Source organism: Pseudogracilibacillus sp. ICA-222130, from assembly GCF_037892545.1.
Taxonomy (GTDB): Bacteria; Bacillota; Bacilli; order Bacillales; family Amphibacillaceae; genus Pseudogracilibacillus.
Genome location: NZ_JBBKBG010000019.1, coordinates 31,587 through 47,755, shown reverse-complemented (window position 1 = coordinate 47,755; position 16,169 = coordinate 31,587). Strand labels below are relative to the sequence as shown.

14 protein-coding genes are annotated in these 16,169 nt (G+C 34.6%); all 14 read right to left on the bottom strand.

Annotated elements, in window-relative coordinates; genetic code table 11:
• Positions 1 to 122: 122 nt before the first annotated feature.
• Positions 123 to 800, bottom strand: a complete 678-nt coding sequence (locus WKT09_RS08855) for a DUF4956 domain-containing protein (RefSeq protein ID WP_340415707.1) — start codon at positions 798 to 800, stop codon at positions 123 to 125.
• Position 801: 1 nt separating this feature from the next.
• Positions 802 to 1,566: a polyphosphate polymerase domain-containing protein gene (locus WKT09_RS08850; protein WP_340415706.1), complete on the bottom strand. Its 765-nt coding sequence runs from the start codon at positions 1,564 to 1,566 to the stop codon at positions 802 to 804.
• A gap of 169 nt (positions 1,567 to 1,735) precedes the next feature.
• Positions 1,736 to 2,995 carry an amino acid permease gene (locus WKT09_RS08845; protein WP_340415705.1) on the bottom strand — a complete coding sequence of 420 codons (1,260 nt, stop codon included), beginning with the start codon at positions 2,993 to 2,995 and terminating at the stop codon, positions 1,736 to 1,738.
• A gap of 245 nt (positions 2,996 to 3,240) precedes the next feature.
• Positions 3,241 to 4,137, bottom strand: coding sequence for a PepSY domain-containing protein (locus WKT09_RS08840; protein ID WP_340415704.1), 897 nt, complete (start codon positions 4,135 to 4,137; stop codon positions 3,241 to 3,243).
• 56 nt (positions 4,138 to 4,193) lie between these two features.
• Complete coding sequence (locus WKT09_RS08835; RefSeq protein ID WP_340415703.1) at positions 4,194 to 5,555, bottom strand: sensor histidine kinase; 1,362 nt, start codon at positions 5,553 to 5,555, stop codon at positions 4,194 to 4,196.
• Positions 5,552 to 6,286 (bottom strand): response regulator transcription factor, encoded by a 735-nt coding sequence (locus WKT09_RS08830; protein WP_340415702.1) that lies wholly within the window; start codon positions 6,284 to 6,286, stop codon positions 5,552 to 5,554. The genes WKT09_RS08835 and WKT09_RS08830 overlap by 4 nt, the downstream gene beginning before the upstream one ends.
• 71 nt (positions 6,287 to 6,357) lie before the next feature.
• Positions 6,358 to 7,683, bottom strand: coding sequence for an FAD-dependent oxidoreductase (locus WKT09_RS08825; protein ID WP_340415701.1), 1,326 nt, complete (start codon positions 7,681 to 7,683; stop codon positions 6,358 to 6,360).
• Between the two features lie 201 nt (positions 7,684 to 7,884).
• Positions 7,885 to 8,559 (bottom strand): ABC transporter ATP-binding protein, encoded by a 675-nt coding sequence (locus WKT09_RS08820; RefSeq protein WP_340415700.1) that lies wholly within the window; start codon positions 8,557 to 8,559, stop codon positions 7,885 to 7,887.
• Positions 8,543 to 9,667 carry an ABC transporter permease gene (locus WKT09_RS08815; protein WP_340415699.1) on the bottom strand — a complete coding sequence of 375 codons (1,125 nt, stop codon included), beginning with the start codon at positions 9,665 to 9,667 and terminating at the stop codon, positions 8,543 to 8,545. Before WKT09_RS08815 ends, WKT09_RS08820 begins: the two co-directional genes overlap by 17 nt.
• Positions 9,664 to 10,890 (bottom strand): ABC transporter permease, encoded by a 1,227-nt coding sequence (locus WKT09_RS08810; RefSeq protein WP_340415698.1) that lies wholly within the window; start codon positions 10,888 to 10,890, stop codon positions 9,664 to 9,666. The genes WKT09_RS08815 and WKT09_RS08810 overlap by 4 nt, the downstream gene beginning before the upstream one ends.
• 65 nt (positions 10,891 to 10,955) lie before the next feature.
• Positions 10,956 to 12,527 carry a DUF6583 family protein gene (locus WKT09_RS08805; protein WP_340415697.1) on the bottom strand — a complete coding sequence of 524 codons (1,572 nt, stop codon included), beginning with the start codon at positions 12,525 to 12,527 and terminating at the stop codon, positions 10,956 to 10,958.
• Positions 12,528 to 12,664: 137 nt separating this feature from the next.
• The gene (locus tag WKT09_RS08800; protein WP_340415696.1) at positions 12,665 to 13,177 is read right to left on the bottom strand and encodes a hypothetical protein; all 513 of its coding nucleotides are present in this window, start codon (positions 13,175 to 13,177) and stop codon (positions 12,665 to 12,667) included.
• Between the two features lie 318 nt (positions 13,178 to 13,495).
• The gene (locus WKT09_RS08795) at positions 13,496 to 14,899 is read right to left on the bottom strand and encodes an MDR family MFS transporter (protein WP_340415695.1); all 1,404 of its coding nucleotides are present in this window, start codon (positions 14,897 to 14,899) and stop codon (positions 13,496 to 13,498) included.
• Between the two features lie 140 nt (positions 14,900 to 15,039).
• A complete protein-coding gene (locus WKT09_RS08790) occupies positions 15,040 to 16,068 on the bottom strand; it encodes a hypothetical protein (protein WP_340415694.1) in 1,029 nt (342 codons plus the stop codon).
• Between the last annotated feature and the right edge of the window lie 101 nt (positions 16,069 to 16,169).

Below are 16,169 nucleotides of genomic sequence, written 5' to 3'. Positions count from 1 at the left end.
AACGTTACTAGAAGCCTTTTTGATTGTTACTACATTTTTTCTACCAACTTTGTTATTTTGCTTGAAAGTGGACATGAGGAAGTTTTGCCGGTTGGCAACTCAAACAACCGACATAATCTTCATTAATATGCACTATCCATATATGTTAACGACACTTTTAAATTCGCGTTGCGCTCGCGAATCGCGTCGAGTAATTCTTTGTCTTTTGTGGATGGACGATTTCGAATGGCATATGTATATAAAATCATCGTTCCCAAATTCGTCGTTTCTACTTGTCTTAACTCATGTTTTTCTGTATATCGTTTGAAAATATCATCTAGTAACTGCTCATGGTTTAAATTTTCAGGTACAGTTACTTTTAAAATTTGTGTATCTTTTCCTTTACCATAATTTAAATAAAATAATAAATAGAAAATGACACAACCAACTACTGTTAAAATAATTGCTAAATCATATTTAAATAACCCACAAGTCATTCCAACAGATAAACCGAAAAATATATATGAAATATCTTTTGCATTCGTAACAGCACTTCTAAATCGAATTAGCGAAAAAACGGCAAACAACCCAAAAGCTACGCCAGAATTTCCACTTATAACATTCATCACAACCGATACGACGACACTCATAATAATAATCGTATGTACAAATGATTGGGAATATCTTTCTCCATCAAATGTTAGCTGGTATACCTTTGTAATAATTAAACTTAAACCTAACGCTAAAATCATCGCTAAAAATACACTACCAATCGTCGGGTCTTCTACAACACCGTTCGATGGAAACATATTTACATCCATTTTATATTCCTCCTACCATTGATACTTCATCATATAAATCTGCCATCGTTAAACTTTTTGTCTCCAGCATTTCCATACTTGTGCAAAATTTCGATGCACTTCGTTGTTCACAATTTACTTTTTGAATAATTCTCGTTAGCCATAAAGGAACACTGTCATTCACTTTCACTTCTAACACTACTAAGTTTGGATCAATGAAATAGTTTCCATATGATCCATTTTGCACCAATAAGTCTTCCTTTCTACTACGTAAATTAAAATCAAATGTCATACGTAAATCAGGATCATCGATACCGTGCAATGCATGTCTGTCATAACTTACAATCATTTCTGGTTGTAGTCGGTACAATTGTCTAAAATAATGAATTTCACGCATTACTTGTTCATTTGATGTGTCATATGTACCTAAAGGGGCATCTAGGTCCTCCTGTAAATAGCGATTCGCTTCATGAACCTTCATTGTTAATCGTCTTTTGTTGACAACCTTTTTATGTTTTTGTTTCACTTCAAAAAATGCTGTACCATTTTCATCTGCATCATCATACACTCGTAATCTCAATTTTTGACGATATTGCAATTTATTTTTCGTTTCATAGTAAATTGTCTTATCCGGACTTTCAAAATATAAAGATGTTACAGTATATTTTCCTTCATAACCATTTTTATCTGAACGCATATATGGTAAAAATTCCATTATAAGCGTTTCATATTGTTGTCTCGTTATTAAATACTTTTGCTCTCTTCGGCGAAATATTTCGAGTGCCATCCATATTACCTCTCTTTCTCTAATATCGGATTAGTTTAATCATACGAAATCGAAATGAGAGGATAGCGAAAGCAATATGATAGATTGATGAGAAGTCCATGAAAGAATGCAAATAAAAAAACATTAGCTTTCAACCTTTTCGTTAAAAACTAATGTCTTCTATCTCGGTTTACCATCCTTTTGGCAGTAAATTAAGTAAACCTAATAAAGAATAAACTGCCGCACCAATGAAAATAATAATCGTTAAACCTTGAATAAGTGGATGTGCTAATTTCCCACAATTCCATGCTGGTTCTTGCTCATTCAACTTTCTTGCTTTATTTATCATGACAACTGGAATAATAGACATCACTACCCCTGCAAAGGAACCGGCAATCGATAATGCATCTACAAAACCGACTAGACCACTGTATGCAATAATAAACGGCGTAATAGTAACAATACTAACAGAGATCAAACGATATTTTTTATCCCATTCTGATGGGAATTTAAAATGATCCACAATATTTGTCATAAAGCTCTGTCCAATTCCCCAAAATGATGTTAACATCGCCATTAGTGCAAATCCATTCGCTATAAAAAATGCCCAATGCCCAAGTGCATCCGCCCATGCTATCGTTACTACTTCTGTAATATTATCTGGACCAACAACCCCTAAAGATGCCAGTGGTACTAAAGCAAGCAGGATGGCAGTAATTAACATTCCTATTATAATGGCACGTGGTAAATTTTTAATATCATTGTTTTCATCACTTGAATATCCTCTAGCTAGTTCTGGAACGATATATTGAGCTAAAAAAGAAAATACAACAAGACTAAACACAGGAATTGCATAGGTATAATTTGCATAAAAAATAAATTCAGACTTTAACTTTGGGCCTATAATAGAAGCGATGATTAAAATCCCAATTAAAATTAACATTCCAATCGTCACCACTCTTCCGGCGACACCCGCTGTTTTTAATCCTAGCCAAATAACTAATGCAGCCGGTATAAAAAAGATTAAACTACCGACAAAATTCGGAATATGAAATAGTTCCGATAAAACTTCCCCACTACCTGATGCATAAGCAGTCATTGCACCTAGTGCGTTAATGGCAACAGAAATAAACATAATCCAGGCACCTATTTTTCCAACATACTTCTCGGTTAGCCCACTTAACTGTAAGTCCTTTTTTGTACGTAAAGTAGTTTCTGCAACATATAACATCATAATCGTCGTTAATGTTCCGGTTAATATCACCCAAAACAATAAGACAGGCCAACCAGCATTCTTCGTTCCAAAAGCTAAACTTAACACACCTGCTCCAATATTTGTACCAACAATTAACGCTATTCCTTCTAGCAAAGTTAGTCGTGTTCGTGTTAATGCTGAACCTTCTTCATAATTATTTTGTTCCATTGATTGTACCGTTTCTTCGATTCCCATTTATTTCTCCCTTTCTCATACAATATCTGTAAACAAATATAGAATGTTATCGTTTACATATAATCGTTCATGTCATTACATCCGTTCATCTATTTTATTGCTTCCTTCATCATTATCTACTATTTCTGGTATTTTCAAAAGTACCAAATAATCTATCTTATTGGGACCAAAATCAACAAAAAAGACTATGATGTTTCTATTAGACAAAACATCATAGTCTTTTCTCGCACTTTATGAAGAAAAAATCAATCATCCCATTCAATACTTACAATTTTTCCTGAAATTGCATGAATTTGAATTTCTGCTTCTAAATCGTCTTCTGTTTCTATTTCAACAAAATAATATAATTGTCCGTTTGAGCTTTCAAGGTCTACATCATCTACTTCTCCAGCCACTCTATTTAAGGCAATTTGAATCGCTTCCGCTTCTGTAATATTTTTCACTTTTTCTTCTTCAACTTGTTTTTGCTCTTTTACTTGTTCTTGTTTTTGCTCTTGTTCTTGTTTTTGTTCTTTCTTTTGTTCTTTATTTTGTTCTTCCTTTGGTTCTTTCTTTTCTTGTTTTTCACTGTTTTTTTCTGTGTTCACTTCATTTTTTGCTATCGTTTGATTGTTAGAGGTATTGTTTTGTTGGTTTTCTTCCGTGTTTTGTGCAGGCTTTTGTTCTGTTTTTTCTACAACTTCCCCTGTTTCACTATGCACTTTCACAATCATTGTTTTTTCATCTGCATCTTTTACGACAGCATCATAATATTCTACTTTATCTTCTGTCGATTTAGACATTTCTTTAATTTCACCTGGTGCATTTTTTAAAACAATTTCTTCTACTTCTTGTTCACTCAATTGTTTCGGCTGTTCATTCGCTTTTATTTGTTCTACACTTTCAACTTCTCCTGTCGCCCGGGAAATCTTTATTTCATATTCTCCTAGATCAGATTGGATTGTTATAATAAATTGTTCTGATAATTCTTCAGTTCCAACGATTTCTCCATCATACCGTTCCCCAGCAATTTCTTGTGCTTCTACTTTTGAAATAGCTAATTGTTTGCTATTCGGGGTAATAAATACTTGCCAACTAACCGTTCCGATTACGAGTATTAATGCTGTTGCAATAACGATACGCAAAGCCATCTTTTTGTCCATTTTTCTCACTCCAACTAAATTCTATTACGTACAGTATACGAAGTAATTATGAGAATTTAATGATAATCTACTAAGGAAATGATGATTTTTGCTTTCGTGCCTTTGCCTTCTTCACTTTCAATACTTACATCTGCACCCATGACGGCTGCAATTTCTTTTGCAATCGCAAGCCCGAGGCCTGAACCACCTGTTTTTCGTGCCCGTGCTTTATCTACACGATAAAAACGTTCGAAAATTTTATCGACATCTTCTGCTGGAATCCCTACCCCATCATCAATTACTTCAATAAGACCATGGTTTTCATCCGCCTTTCCAATCGCAATCGATATATTTCCTTCACTATATTTATATGCGTTCTCTACAAATACATAAATAAGTTGTTTCAAACGTTTTCGGTCTGCAAATACGATAATCATCTCATCTACATGGAGTGCAATTTTTGTATTAAAGGCGGAGTGAAAATGTTGGATAATTTCCTTCACTAGATGTATTACTTCAATTTCTTCAAAATCTAATTGCCATTTCGACTCATTTTTGGCTAAAAACAATAATTGTTCTGTTAATTCTCGCATCCGTATTGCTTCCGAATGAATCGCATCTAAAGATTCCTCCATTAGTTCCGGACGTTCCTTTCCACGTCTTTTCAATAAATCACTATACGATTCAATAATCGTTAATGGCGTTTTTAATTCGTGGGATGCATTCATCACAAACTCTTCTTGTTTTTCATAGTTTTCTTCTAAACGCTCAATCATCGTATTAAATGTTTGCCCCATTTGATACAATTCGTCTTTTGATTTTTTCGGTAAATCAATTTTTGTATAGCGCCCACTTTGTTGAATTTCAGTCATCGTATCAATCATATTTAAAATAGGCTTTGAAATGACTCTACTTAAAATCTGCGCTGAAACAATGACTGGAATCATCGCGATCAATGTGACAATCGTCAATATAATCTTTAACATATTTAAAATATTTGTTACGTCTTCTAAGTTTTCCATCATTTGTAAATTACCGACTTTTCCATCTTCATCAATAATTGGTATGGAGACAAATGTATGATACACATCATTCACATTGACAAGTTTCGCTGTTTCATGATCATAAAATTGCACCGGAAAATCACGTAATACTTGTTGTTCTGGCGTCGTTATCGTCACATCTACTTCTTCATTTGCACCAACAATTCGAAGCATCCCATTAATCGGTAAATAGGCGCGTAATAAATCGCTTTGCTGTACTTGTTCAGAAGCATCTTTCATCCCATTTACCGTCTTTATCGCCTCTTGATGGGATCGCTCGACTTCATTTTGATACATCATTTTATTAAACGTAAAATAAATCGCCACATTAATGACGATTAATAAGACGATAAATGTAAATGCTGTATATATATTAATTTTCGCTCTTAATTTCATTGTTCATCTTTCAGCACATAGCCGACTCCTCTAACAGTATGTATATATTGTTTATCATAAGGTTTATCCATTTTATTTCGTAAATAACGAATATACACATCGACAACATTCGTATCTCCAAAATAATCGTAACCCCACACATTATTTAATAGCTGTTCTCGATTGAGGACGATTTTTTCGTTTTTTAATAAAAAAGCTAATAAATCAAATTCACGTGGTGTTAGTTCAATGGAGTCTTCTTTACGATATACTTCTCTCGTTTGTTCATTTAATGTCAGTTCCCCGAAACGAAGCACCTCTTCCTCATCTTCGACTACTTCGGTTTTCTTTTCTTGGTCACGTAATCGTAAATGTGCACGAACTCTTGCAAGCAATTCTTCCATTTGGAATGGTTTTGTTACATAATCATTTGCCCCAAGATCCAGTCCAGCAACCTTATCTTCAATTGCATCTTTCGCCGTTAATAGAATGACAGGAACATCCTTATTCGTGGAACGAATTCGTCGTAAAATTTCAATGCCACTAATGCCTGGTAACATAATATCTAATAAGACTAAATCCCATTCGCCATCGATAAATGTTTGAAATCCTTCAAACCCGTCATAAACCTTCGTTGTTTCATACCCTTCATATGACAATTCAATTTCTAATAAACGTGCAATTTTCTCTTCATCTTCTACTATTAAAATATGCCTTTTCTTATCCAATGGTACCCCTCGATTTTTGTTCATTTTACTTATTTTAACATAGAACAGATAGAATACGGATTACATTTCGCTAACAAATGGATATCCCTGTCTAATTATGTTGCCCTTCTTGCTGCTTTTTGAATTGGATCCCAAACACCGTTGTATGGTGGTGCATATGATAAGTCGAGTTCTTCTAGTTCCTCCATCGTCATCTCATTATATAAAGCTGTTGCGATTACATCAATTCGTTTATCAACACCAGCTTTCCCGATGACTTGCCCACCTAATAAGAGATTTGTATCTTTTTCATAGACTAGTTTTATATACAAATCTTCTGCACCTGGAAAATATGCAGCAATATGTTTCCCTTTATACTTAACCGCTTCATGTCTAAAACCTGCAGCTGTCGCGTCTTTTTCCGTTAAACCGGTTTTCCCTAACGTAAGATCCATAAATTTGAGTATCGAACTTCCAACAATCCCTTTAAATGTACGATTCACGCCAACCATATTCATACCTGCAATTCTTCCTTGTTTATTCGCATTTGTTCCAAGTGGAATATAGTCATCCACTTTTTTCACGCGATGAAATTGAGTCGCACAGTCTCCTGCAGCATAAATATCCTGAATATTCGTTTCCATACGTTCATTGACGATAATCGCACCTTTTTTTGTTTTCTGAATCGAAGGAAGAAATTCCGTGTTCGGATGAACTCCTATCGATACGATCACCAAATCTGTTTCATGTTCTGTTTTGTCCGTTATAACATGTGTTGCGCTATCTGTTCCTGCAAACTTCTCTGTATTTTCTCCAAAAACAAAATGGATGCCATGTTTTTTCGCTTCTTCATGTATATATGTAGCCATATCTTCATCAAAAATTTTCCCGACATATTGTCCACGATTAATTAACGTAACATGCTTTCCTAATGTACAAAAACTTTCTGCTACTTCTAAACCGACATAGCCACCACCAATTATGGTGACACGCTCTATTCCATCATCAACCTTCGCCATTATTGCCTCTAAATCCGGAATATCTTTTAATAAAAATACATTCGATAAATCCATTCCTTCCCAACTCGGTTGATTCGGATTTGCTCCTGTCGCAATAAGCAATTTATCATAACATATCGAAAAAGATTCTCCAGTATGATGATTGATCCCTGTCACTATTTTTTCCTTTTCATCGATTGCGGTTGCTTCATGTTTCGTTAATGCGTTCATACCGAACTTCTTTCGATATAAGGAAGGAGTACGTACAACTAAATCATCTATATGAGCGATATCACCACTCAATACATACGGAAGACCACACTGAGCATAAGAATAAATTTCTCCACGTTCAATAATCGTTATATTCGCTCTCTCATCATATTTAAAAATTTGCATTGCGGCACTCATTCCAGCTGCATCGCCACCGATAATGACATAATTCATTTCCTCATCCTCCTAATATACTTCTATGAAAAAAAGGTTGTGCAATACTGTTGCTCAACCTTTTTCGTTATCCTTTATTTTAACATATCATGCCATGCTTCTTTTTTTCCATTTGCGCTTTTGCATACGAACATAATGGAATGACCTTTTTATAAGAGTGATATATCCTATATACCACCAATGGAGGGACAGCAAACATCCTTATAATGTTGTCACAATTTTTCCTCGTTCTGTTAATAGCTCTTTGTAAAATGGGTCAGCCCCTAAATGATAAATCTCATCACATAATTGAATAATTTCATCCATATCATGTGATATATAAACGATAGCCATTCCTCGTTCCTTCGCTAAACTTTTTAAAAAATGACTAATTTCCACTTTTGACTTTAAGTCGATTCCAACAGTTGGTTCATCTAAAAACAAATAGGTCGGTTCATGAATTAAAGAAATGGCGATATTTAGCTTCCGTTTCATTCCTCCTGACAATGTTGACACACGATCATGCCATCGGTTTAAATGCACATCATCACATAATTGTTTTAATGCTGTATGATCACGCTTTATTGGTGATAACTTTTCAAAAAAGTGCATATTTTCAGCGACTGTAAATTCTTCCCAAATAGCGATATCTTGTGGCACATATCCAATCTTTTGACGTAGCTTTTTTATATTTTTACGATTATATAATTTCTCCTCCATTACCACTTCTCCACTCGTTGGAGGTTGTATCGATGCCAGCACATTTAATAAAGTCGATTTCCCTGCCCCATTTTCACCGACAAGTCCGATAATTTGACCAGGTTTTACGGTGAAAGATACATCTTGTAAAATAGTCTTTTTTCCGAATTTCTTCGTTACATTATGTACGTGCAACATACGAATCCTCCTTTCGAATGAATATGATAATGAGTAGTACACTATTTAATATAGGCCATACATTCATATAATTTCCTTGTAACAATATTTCCATCGGATGTAGGAAAGTAAACCATGTCGATTGTGCTGTAATCCCAATAACATACGTCACAATCGCCACAAAAGTGATAGATAAACCGGTTAAATAAAAGATAAATGGTCGTTTGATCCACATGCTTATTAAAAAGGCACTACTATTCCACACATAACGACAAAGGAATAATGTGAGGAAAAAAGTCCATGATATCTGTTCATTGTATAAAAAATGAAAGATAAAAAACACGATAACGTCTATCATAAAAAGTCCTACCGTATACAAAATAAAATGTTCGAGTAAATAAGTCGTGACACTTTTTTTCGTAAATAAAAATCGGGTAGCCACATGAGCATTTTTTTCTTTAATGACCCAATCAAATAAGAAAAACGTCGTCAAAAAACTAATAAACACCCATATAAATGTCGGGGAGAAAAAGGATGCCGCATTAGACGTATGCTGCTCATCTCCCCTATATTTCATCGATGTATGAAGCAATGTACGCTCTGCTTCAATTTCTTTACTTCGTTCAATTAATTCTTCCTCTGTTACATCGATCGGTATATCGAACTGTCGATATAATTTCGCCACTTCATTTGCTGCCTTATATCGGCTTGCTTGTTGTTGCACGAGCGATTGAATCGTTTCGATGGTAGAAACATACGCAAAAGACATATCCGATTCATAACCATGAATTAATTTATGCCGATTGCCTTTTTCAAGTTTTTCATCATATCCTTCACGGACAATAAATACACTATCTAATTCATGTTTTTCTAATTGATTTAATGCTTCTTTTTCATCTAATAAATGGATCGTAAAAAAGGATTCTTCTTCTAATTTTTTAGCGAGTTCTAAAGTTAATGGAGTCTCTTCTTTTATGACAAAGCCCACTGGAATGGACGTATCATCTTTGACGACATCCAACAGTTGAACAAGCACAACCGTCGCAATGAACGGAATGAAAAGCCAGAACAATATACTATATAGTTGACGTTTCATATGAAGCCAACGCATATATAACATTTGTTTCATATTGTTCTCCTCCCTTTCACAAAAGCAATTGCTAACATGAGGAGCATTGCCACAACAGCCATCCATGCAAGTGGTGCATATGCCGCATATAAACGACCATTCAATATAATTTCTTGTAACCAAAACAATGCTTCATATGAATAAATGTAAGGAAGCCAATCCTGGACATAAAGTGGGAAATAAATCGTCGGAACAATGGCACCACTACTAATTAAAAACAACAATATCGTAATCAGTTGTAGCAATAATCTCCCTTTTAAAGAGGTGATGAGCATTTCTATCATCGCCAAAATCGCAACAACGATGACACTATACAATGCAAAGATGGTCGTAATTCGCCCATAATCTTCCCCATCTAAAGGTAAATCAAAAATATTTTTAAATAGGAAGAACAATCCAAAAGACAAAATGAAATGGATCCCTAAAACAATAGTCAGTTTTGCTAACAACTGCTGTGTCAATGTCACTCCGTACAACCTAATTCGGACACTCATTCTATCCGCCTCTTCACGATATAAAAAGAGATAAACAATCCATAACCAGATCGTCGATATAATAAAAAAAGCGGATAATCCGTAATATAAATAAAGGGAGGATGTCGCAATATTAGTCACTTCATCAGTGGATACAATTTTATCTTTACTTAATGCATACATAAAAAATGACATAAATTGCTCAAAGAGAAATTCATTACGTACTTCCTTATCGTCGATGAATTTTTTGGCGTAATGATTAATGAGCAAAATATTCGCTTGTGATGTATTGATATGCCGCATGACACTATCAACAATTTCTTTGACGACGATACTCTCTACTTGTTTTTGTTTATTACCGACCATTTCTAATAACACTTCTTGGCCATAAAATAAATCTTCTATAAAATTGGCAGGAAAAACAACATATGCACTCAATGTATTTTCATCCATTTGTTCCTGTGCACTCGTTTCATCTAACACTTCCATATGAACATATTGTTCAAAAGCTTCTTGTGCTTCCATCAATACATCTATTAACATCGTAATTTCTTCCGATTGATCATCATTTACAATTCCAATACGAATTGGTTCTGCCTCTTCTGTTTGCAACGCTTGAACAGATAAAAATAATGTCGCTCCAATCATAATAATTGGAGAAAGCAAAATAAGAGGGAATGTGAGCCATTTCCTCTTACTTTGCTTTACATAAATTTGTAGGAACATGAAATAATGTTTCAATGTTTGCATGTTTTCACCTTATTGCTTTTTTAAAAAAATTAATCTCTCACACTCTTTTTCTTAAATTATTACCATTAGAAAGCTGACATTTCCATGAAGTAACTCATCATCCATTTTTCAAAATTCGGTTCGATAACTTCTTCTACATATTTCATTAACTCAGATTCTGACATTTTGCCAATGTCTTTTTCTTTGCTCGTATCTGGCATTTCAACAGATTTAATCTTTTCACCGTCTACATCAACATTCAATTCAATTTGACCAGCTTGGAATTTTGATAAGTCTGTAGAGAATGTATTCTCCGATGTCATATTATCTTTTTCATAGGTACTAGTACCGTCCCAGTTAATCGCAAAATTAAAGCTAATTGATTCCACACCAAATTCACGTTCAAAGTCTTTTTTCGATTTTTCTACAGATTCTTCCCCACGATATACGATATTAAATTCATCATATTCGTCTGCAAATGTTAAAGTGACCTCGTCTTCTGCTTCATCATCTTTCCATGTGAACGAACCATCTAAATTAAACACATCATCATCATACTTATCTTCAAAACCAAATTCGTATGCAAAGGCTACCTCTTCTTTAGAAATATGTTGGTCTCCTTTAATTTTCAGTGTTCCTTCATTAGAATCTTCTCCTGCATTAAAGGCAAAATCTCTTTTTACAATCGTATCTCCATCGACCCAAATGGTGGATGTAAGCCCTTCTTTAAATACGCCATCTTCAAATGATTCTTGTAATTCTTCAATCGTATCATCATAATCATCCATTATATCTGCAACCATGACAGCATTTCCAGCTCCAACAGCTACTTCTAATTTGTCTGCAACAATTTCCTTTAATCTATCGTCATCTTTCATTTTTGATAATACTTTATCTGCAATTTCTTTAATTTGATCTTCATCTAGTTTCATCGTAATTTTTTCAGACTTGACATCATCACCTAATACTTTTACTTTTTCACTTTCCGTCGTAAATGCATCTTCTGGTAATTCATCAAAAATAAATTTACCATACTCATCTTCTAAATATTCCTGTTCATCTTCTGTAAATAGTTTCTGTTGATCGAAAAACTGACCAAAATCATATTCCGTATCATCGTTATCAAATGTGTACGGGTCAATTTCCTTTAATAAATCCCCTACATCTTCATCATTAATTTTTAACACTTCATCTAAAAATGGTAAAACGATAAATAAATCATTTTCAGTTAATGCAACACTAAAATCTTCTATTTTCATTCCCATTGCATTCGCACTAATATCTGTTACCATTTCTTTTTCTTCCATATCTGTCTCTGTTTCTAATACTAGATTAATATTATTCACAATCTCTTCTATCTCTGAAAAACCGTAAGCACCTGGATCCTTATAGTTTGCACTAATATCCATATCGACCCCAACTGCATTTTCTTGTTGGAATTCATACCACTCTTTTTCTAAACTATAACGCTCTTCAAAGAAATCGCGCGTTTCATCCAATGAAGCTTTTTCCGCTAAAAAATATTGTGCCTTTGGAGATGACGTTTTAATTACTGTATATGCCGCTACTCCACCAGCAACAACGATAATAGCAATAATAATTCCGATAATAATTCCTTTTGAGCTCTTTTTTGGACTGTTTTCTACTGTCTCACTCATTCCAATACCCCCTCTTTATCTCCATTACATTTCCATTCTATGACAACAAACGTAAAACATGTTAAAGCAATTATACATAACTTATATCCTATATGCCTAATAAATATATGCTACATTCGAAAAGTGATTCATAAGACTCAAAAATAAAATTTAAACTGATCATAATATCGACTTATTTCTAAACGGTCGTCTCCTATTGATACAACGGTAACTTCCCCTTTAATTTCTTCCGCTTCCTTTTCTTCTCCATCATCCATTTGAACTACAAATGTAAATTCTATATGTAACTCATTTTCATTTCCAATTATCTCTTGTACTTGAAAATCTTCCACCGATAAATTCGCTTCTTTTTCATCCACGATTGTAACTGGATACTTCATTTCATTCGGCATTAAATCCTCATATGCCTCTTCTGTTACATATGTACTCAATAACTCTTGGTGTTCTACAAGTTTTTCCGGAGCTTCTAAATCAATGGCACCATAAGAAATGGTATACATCTTTTCCACAAACTTTTCCGCTATTTGAATGGCCGCTTCTTTTTTCGTTTCCAGTGGTTCGGTTTGTTCATTTGTGTCATTTGTCGTACAAGCTACTAATATAAAAATAAATGCGATAATAAGTGAGGACATTGCTATCTTTTTTCGCATCGTCATCCCTCCTTGTGCTATATGTATACCCATAATAGAAAAAATGTAACAAAAAAGAAGGTACAACGAAATATGACATCCACCCTACATATTCATCACAGTCAAAATGTTGACAAGATAGGGGAAACAGAGGAGTTGAAGCCCATGCCCGCGGAAAGCGTCCACCTAAAGTGGAAATCAACCGTGGAAGAAGGTATAACAAAAAGCATAGCCGCTTGTTTACGACTATGCCTACTTTTTTCATCCTACTAAAGATTAGATTTCATCTCTAATCTTTATGACGTATTACCTTTTAACTAACGTATGAAGAATTCTTTTCTAACTATGGTGCCCAATTCCTTTTCGGTCATCTTTAATGCGAAAGGATAAAATAAATCCAATTGCCGCTAAAATACCCGCAAATATAAACGATACGTTGACCCCGTGAATCATTCCCTCCACCGCTTTTTCAGGGATGGCTGCTGTTGCCATCACTGTAACAAACACAGCCGTTCCTATCGCACCAGCTGATTGGCGAAATGTATTGTTCATCGCCGTACCATGCGGAATTAAATGGTCCGGTAATTGATTCAATGCTAATGTTGTCATCGGCATCATGACCATCGCAATCGAAACCATTCGAATTGCATTCATTGTTGCGAGAAAAGCGAATGTTGTTTCTTCCGATAAAAATCCGAACGCAAATGTTGTGACAGTTAATAAGAATAATCCAATCACGCCTAACCACTTTCCATTAAAATGGTCAAATAAGTAACCGGTTATCGGATTCATCACTCCCATCATAATCGCACCTGGAAGTAATACTAATCCAGAATGTAGTGCCGAATATCCTAACATATTTTGCATATACAGCGGCAAAATAACATTCGTACCTATCATTGCTGCAAACACAATCATCCCTAAAATCGTTGCGAGCGTGAACGTTTTATATGAAAACACGCGAAATTCCAAAATTGGCTGTTCTAAACGTAATTGACGTTTGATAAAGATATAAAGAGCAATCCCTCCAATAATAATCGTTCCCGCCACTTGAACATTCGTCCAACCGAGATCACCAGCAACACTAAACCCATATAAAATCCCACCGAAACCTATCGTCGATAATACAATAGAAACGAGATCTAATTTTGGATTTTTTTGTTCTGTCATATTTTCCAATAAAAAATATGCGGTAATCAAGTTTAATACAGCAATTGGCAAGACGACATAAAATACACTTCTCCATGGGAATTGATCGACTAACCATCCAGATAGACTCGGACCAACAGCAGGGGCAAATGCGATAATTAAACCGAATAATCCCATCGCCGTCCCACGTCTTTCTAATGGAAAAAGTAAAAATAAAATCGTCTGCATTAACGGCATCATAATTCCTGCACCTGACGCTTGAAAAATACGTCCAATAAGTAACGTCGAAAATTGTGGTGCGATAGCACAAAGCAATGTACCAAATGTAAATAGCCCCATTGCCGTCATGAAAAGACCACGATTCGTAAATTTATCGATTAAAAATGCGGTAATGGGAATCATGATTCCATTCACAAGCATAAACACCGACTGGAGCCACTGTGCCGTACTTTCACTAAGCTGTAAATCTTCCATAATTGGCGGAAGTGCTGTTCCTAATAATGTTTGGTTCAATATTGTAATAAATGCTCCAGACATTAACACAATAAATAACGGAAGGTTTTTCCGCCAATTAAATGATTCGATATTTGACATATAAAACCAACTTTCCATCTATCAATCTTAGACATACCTATCCATATACCCTAAGATAATAGAAAAAAAACATGGTTTCACAAAATTTCGCTTTCATCCTTTATATATGTACTTTTTCACCTGTTATATGTCTTCCTCCATTACAATATGTTTCCCTTTAAAAAAGTAGCGCTTTTTCCATACAGGAACAATAATGTTTGAATAATTAATAAACAAAGGACAACGACAGCCCATAGTTTTAAAAAGCCAGCAATAAAAATCTCTACTGCATCATATGAATGAAAAAAACCTCTTTCATACATCGAATATGTAAAAGCAAAAAACATGCCGAATGTAAAATTACGCGACCATTGTGTCACATGATAATTAAACAAACCATGACGTAAGCGATAACGTTTATACCGTTTCCATACACGGGCACATTCCAGCCCTTCAATAAATAGGAAAAATACTACCGTTACGCCCCAGACAAAGAACGTAATGCGAAAAGAGAATGCATCTGTCATCACTATTGCTAAACCAGTAATCGATAAAGCCCCATGGATAATACAATTCGTATTTGCCCAATCATCTGCCAACGTCCAATTTATTTTTGCATATGAACGAATGATCAATACGAACCCAACCATATAACAGCCCATACCTAATCCGATCATCCACGGAAATATCGGTAATACAAACGAGCCAAACATATGATATATCATTAAGACACCTGATTGAATGCTTACTGTCGATAATAAAACAATGCCATCTACTTTGATCGTCTTATGTGTCGTACATAAATAAATAAAAGAACGTAGATAAATGAATAGGAAACATGACAGAAACATCATATTTACTACTGTCAAAAATTGTAACCATGGAAGAAATGTTTCGGTGTACATTTTTATGACGATACAAAATACAGATAATGCTGCCACCCAAGTACCCAATGCAAAGGAACGAATCGGTTGTTTCATCAATTCCTTCATTTTATTCGCTTCACTATATGTAAGGATCATCATGAACAAAACAATGAAAGTAATAACACTGTACAGTAAAACAAAAAAGTCATCCTTCCGATTTAAAAACGTAAAATATTCAAATGCACCGATGAAAAATATACCAAACGCCATAATAATGGCTGGTGCAGCTGGTTCGATTGATAACTTCCTACGCAAAAAATCCATTTTTACACTTCCTACTAACATATATCCTTATTCAGTATATCAACGAACGTGCAACTTATTCATGTTTTCTGCTTTCCGATACTGTAAAGTTCGTAATTTGT

Bases quoted from the DNA above. Each gene is read 5' to 3' on its own strand.
- WKT09_RS08855 (WP_340415707.1), bottom strand. From the start codon at position 800: ATGGATGTAAATATGTTTCCATCGAACGGTGTTGTAGAAGACCCGACG.
- WKT09_RS08850 (WP_340415706.1), bottom strand. From the start codon at position 1,566: ATGGCACTCGAAATATTTCGCCGAAGAGAGCAAAAGTATTTAATAACG.
- WKT09_RS08845 (WP_340415705.1), bottom strand. From the start codon at position 2,995: ATGGGAATCGAAGAAACGGTACAATCAATGGAACAAAATAATTATGAA.
- WKT09_RS08840 (WP_340415704.1), bottom strand. From the start codon at position 4,137: ATGGACAAAAAGATGGCTTTGCGTATCGTTATTGCAACAGCATTAATA.
- WKT09_RS08835 (WP_340415703.1), bottom strand. From the start codon at position 5,555: ATGAAATTAAGAGCGAAAATTAATATATATACAGCATTTACATTTATC.
- WKT09_RS08830 (WP_340415702.1), bottom strand. From the start codon at position 6,286: ATGAACAAAAATCGAGGGGTACCATTGGATAAGAAAAGGCATATTTTA.
- WKT09_RS08825 (WP_340415701.1), bottom strand. From the start codon at position 7,683: ATGAATTATGTCATTATCGGTGGCGATGCAGCTGGAATGAGTGCCGCA.
- WKT09_RS08820 (WP_340415700.1), bottom strand. From the start codon at position 8,559: ATGTTGCACGTACATAATGTAACGAAGAAATTCGGAAAAAAGACTATT.
- WKT09_RS08815 (WP_340415699.1), bottom strand. From the start codon at position 9,667: ATGAAACAAATGTTATATATGCGTTGGCTTCATATGAAACGTCAACTA.
- WKT09_RS08810 (WP_340415698.1), bottom strand. From the start codon at position 10,890: ATGCAAACATTGAAACATTATTTCATGTTCCTACAAATTTATGTAAAG.
- WKT09_RS08805 (WP_340415697.1), bottom strand. From the start codon at position 12,527: ATGAGTGAGACAGTAGAAAACAGTCCAAAAAAGAGCTCAAAAGGAATT.
- WKT09_RS08800 (WP_340415696.1), bottom strand. From the start codon at position 13,177: ATGCGAAAAAAGATAGCAATGTCCTCACTTATTATCGCATTTATTTTT.
- WKT09_RS08795 (WP_340415695.1), bottom strand. From the start codon at position 14,899: ATGTCAAATATCGAATCATTTAATTGGCGGAAAAACCTTCCGTTATTT.
- WKT09_RS08790 (WP_340415694.1), bottom strand. From the start codon at position 16,068: ATGGATTTTTTGCGTAGGAAGTTATCAATCGAACCAGCTGCACCAGCC.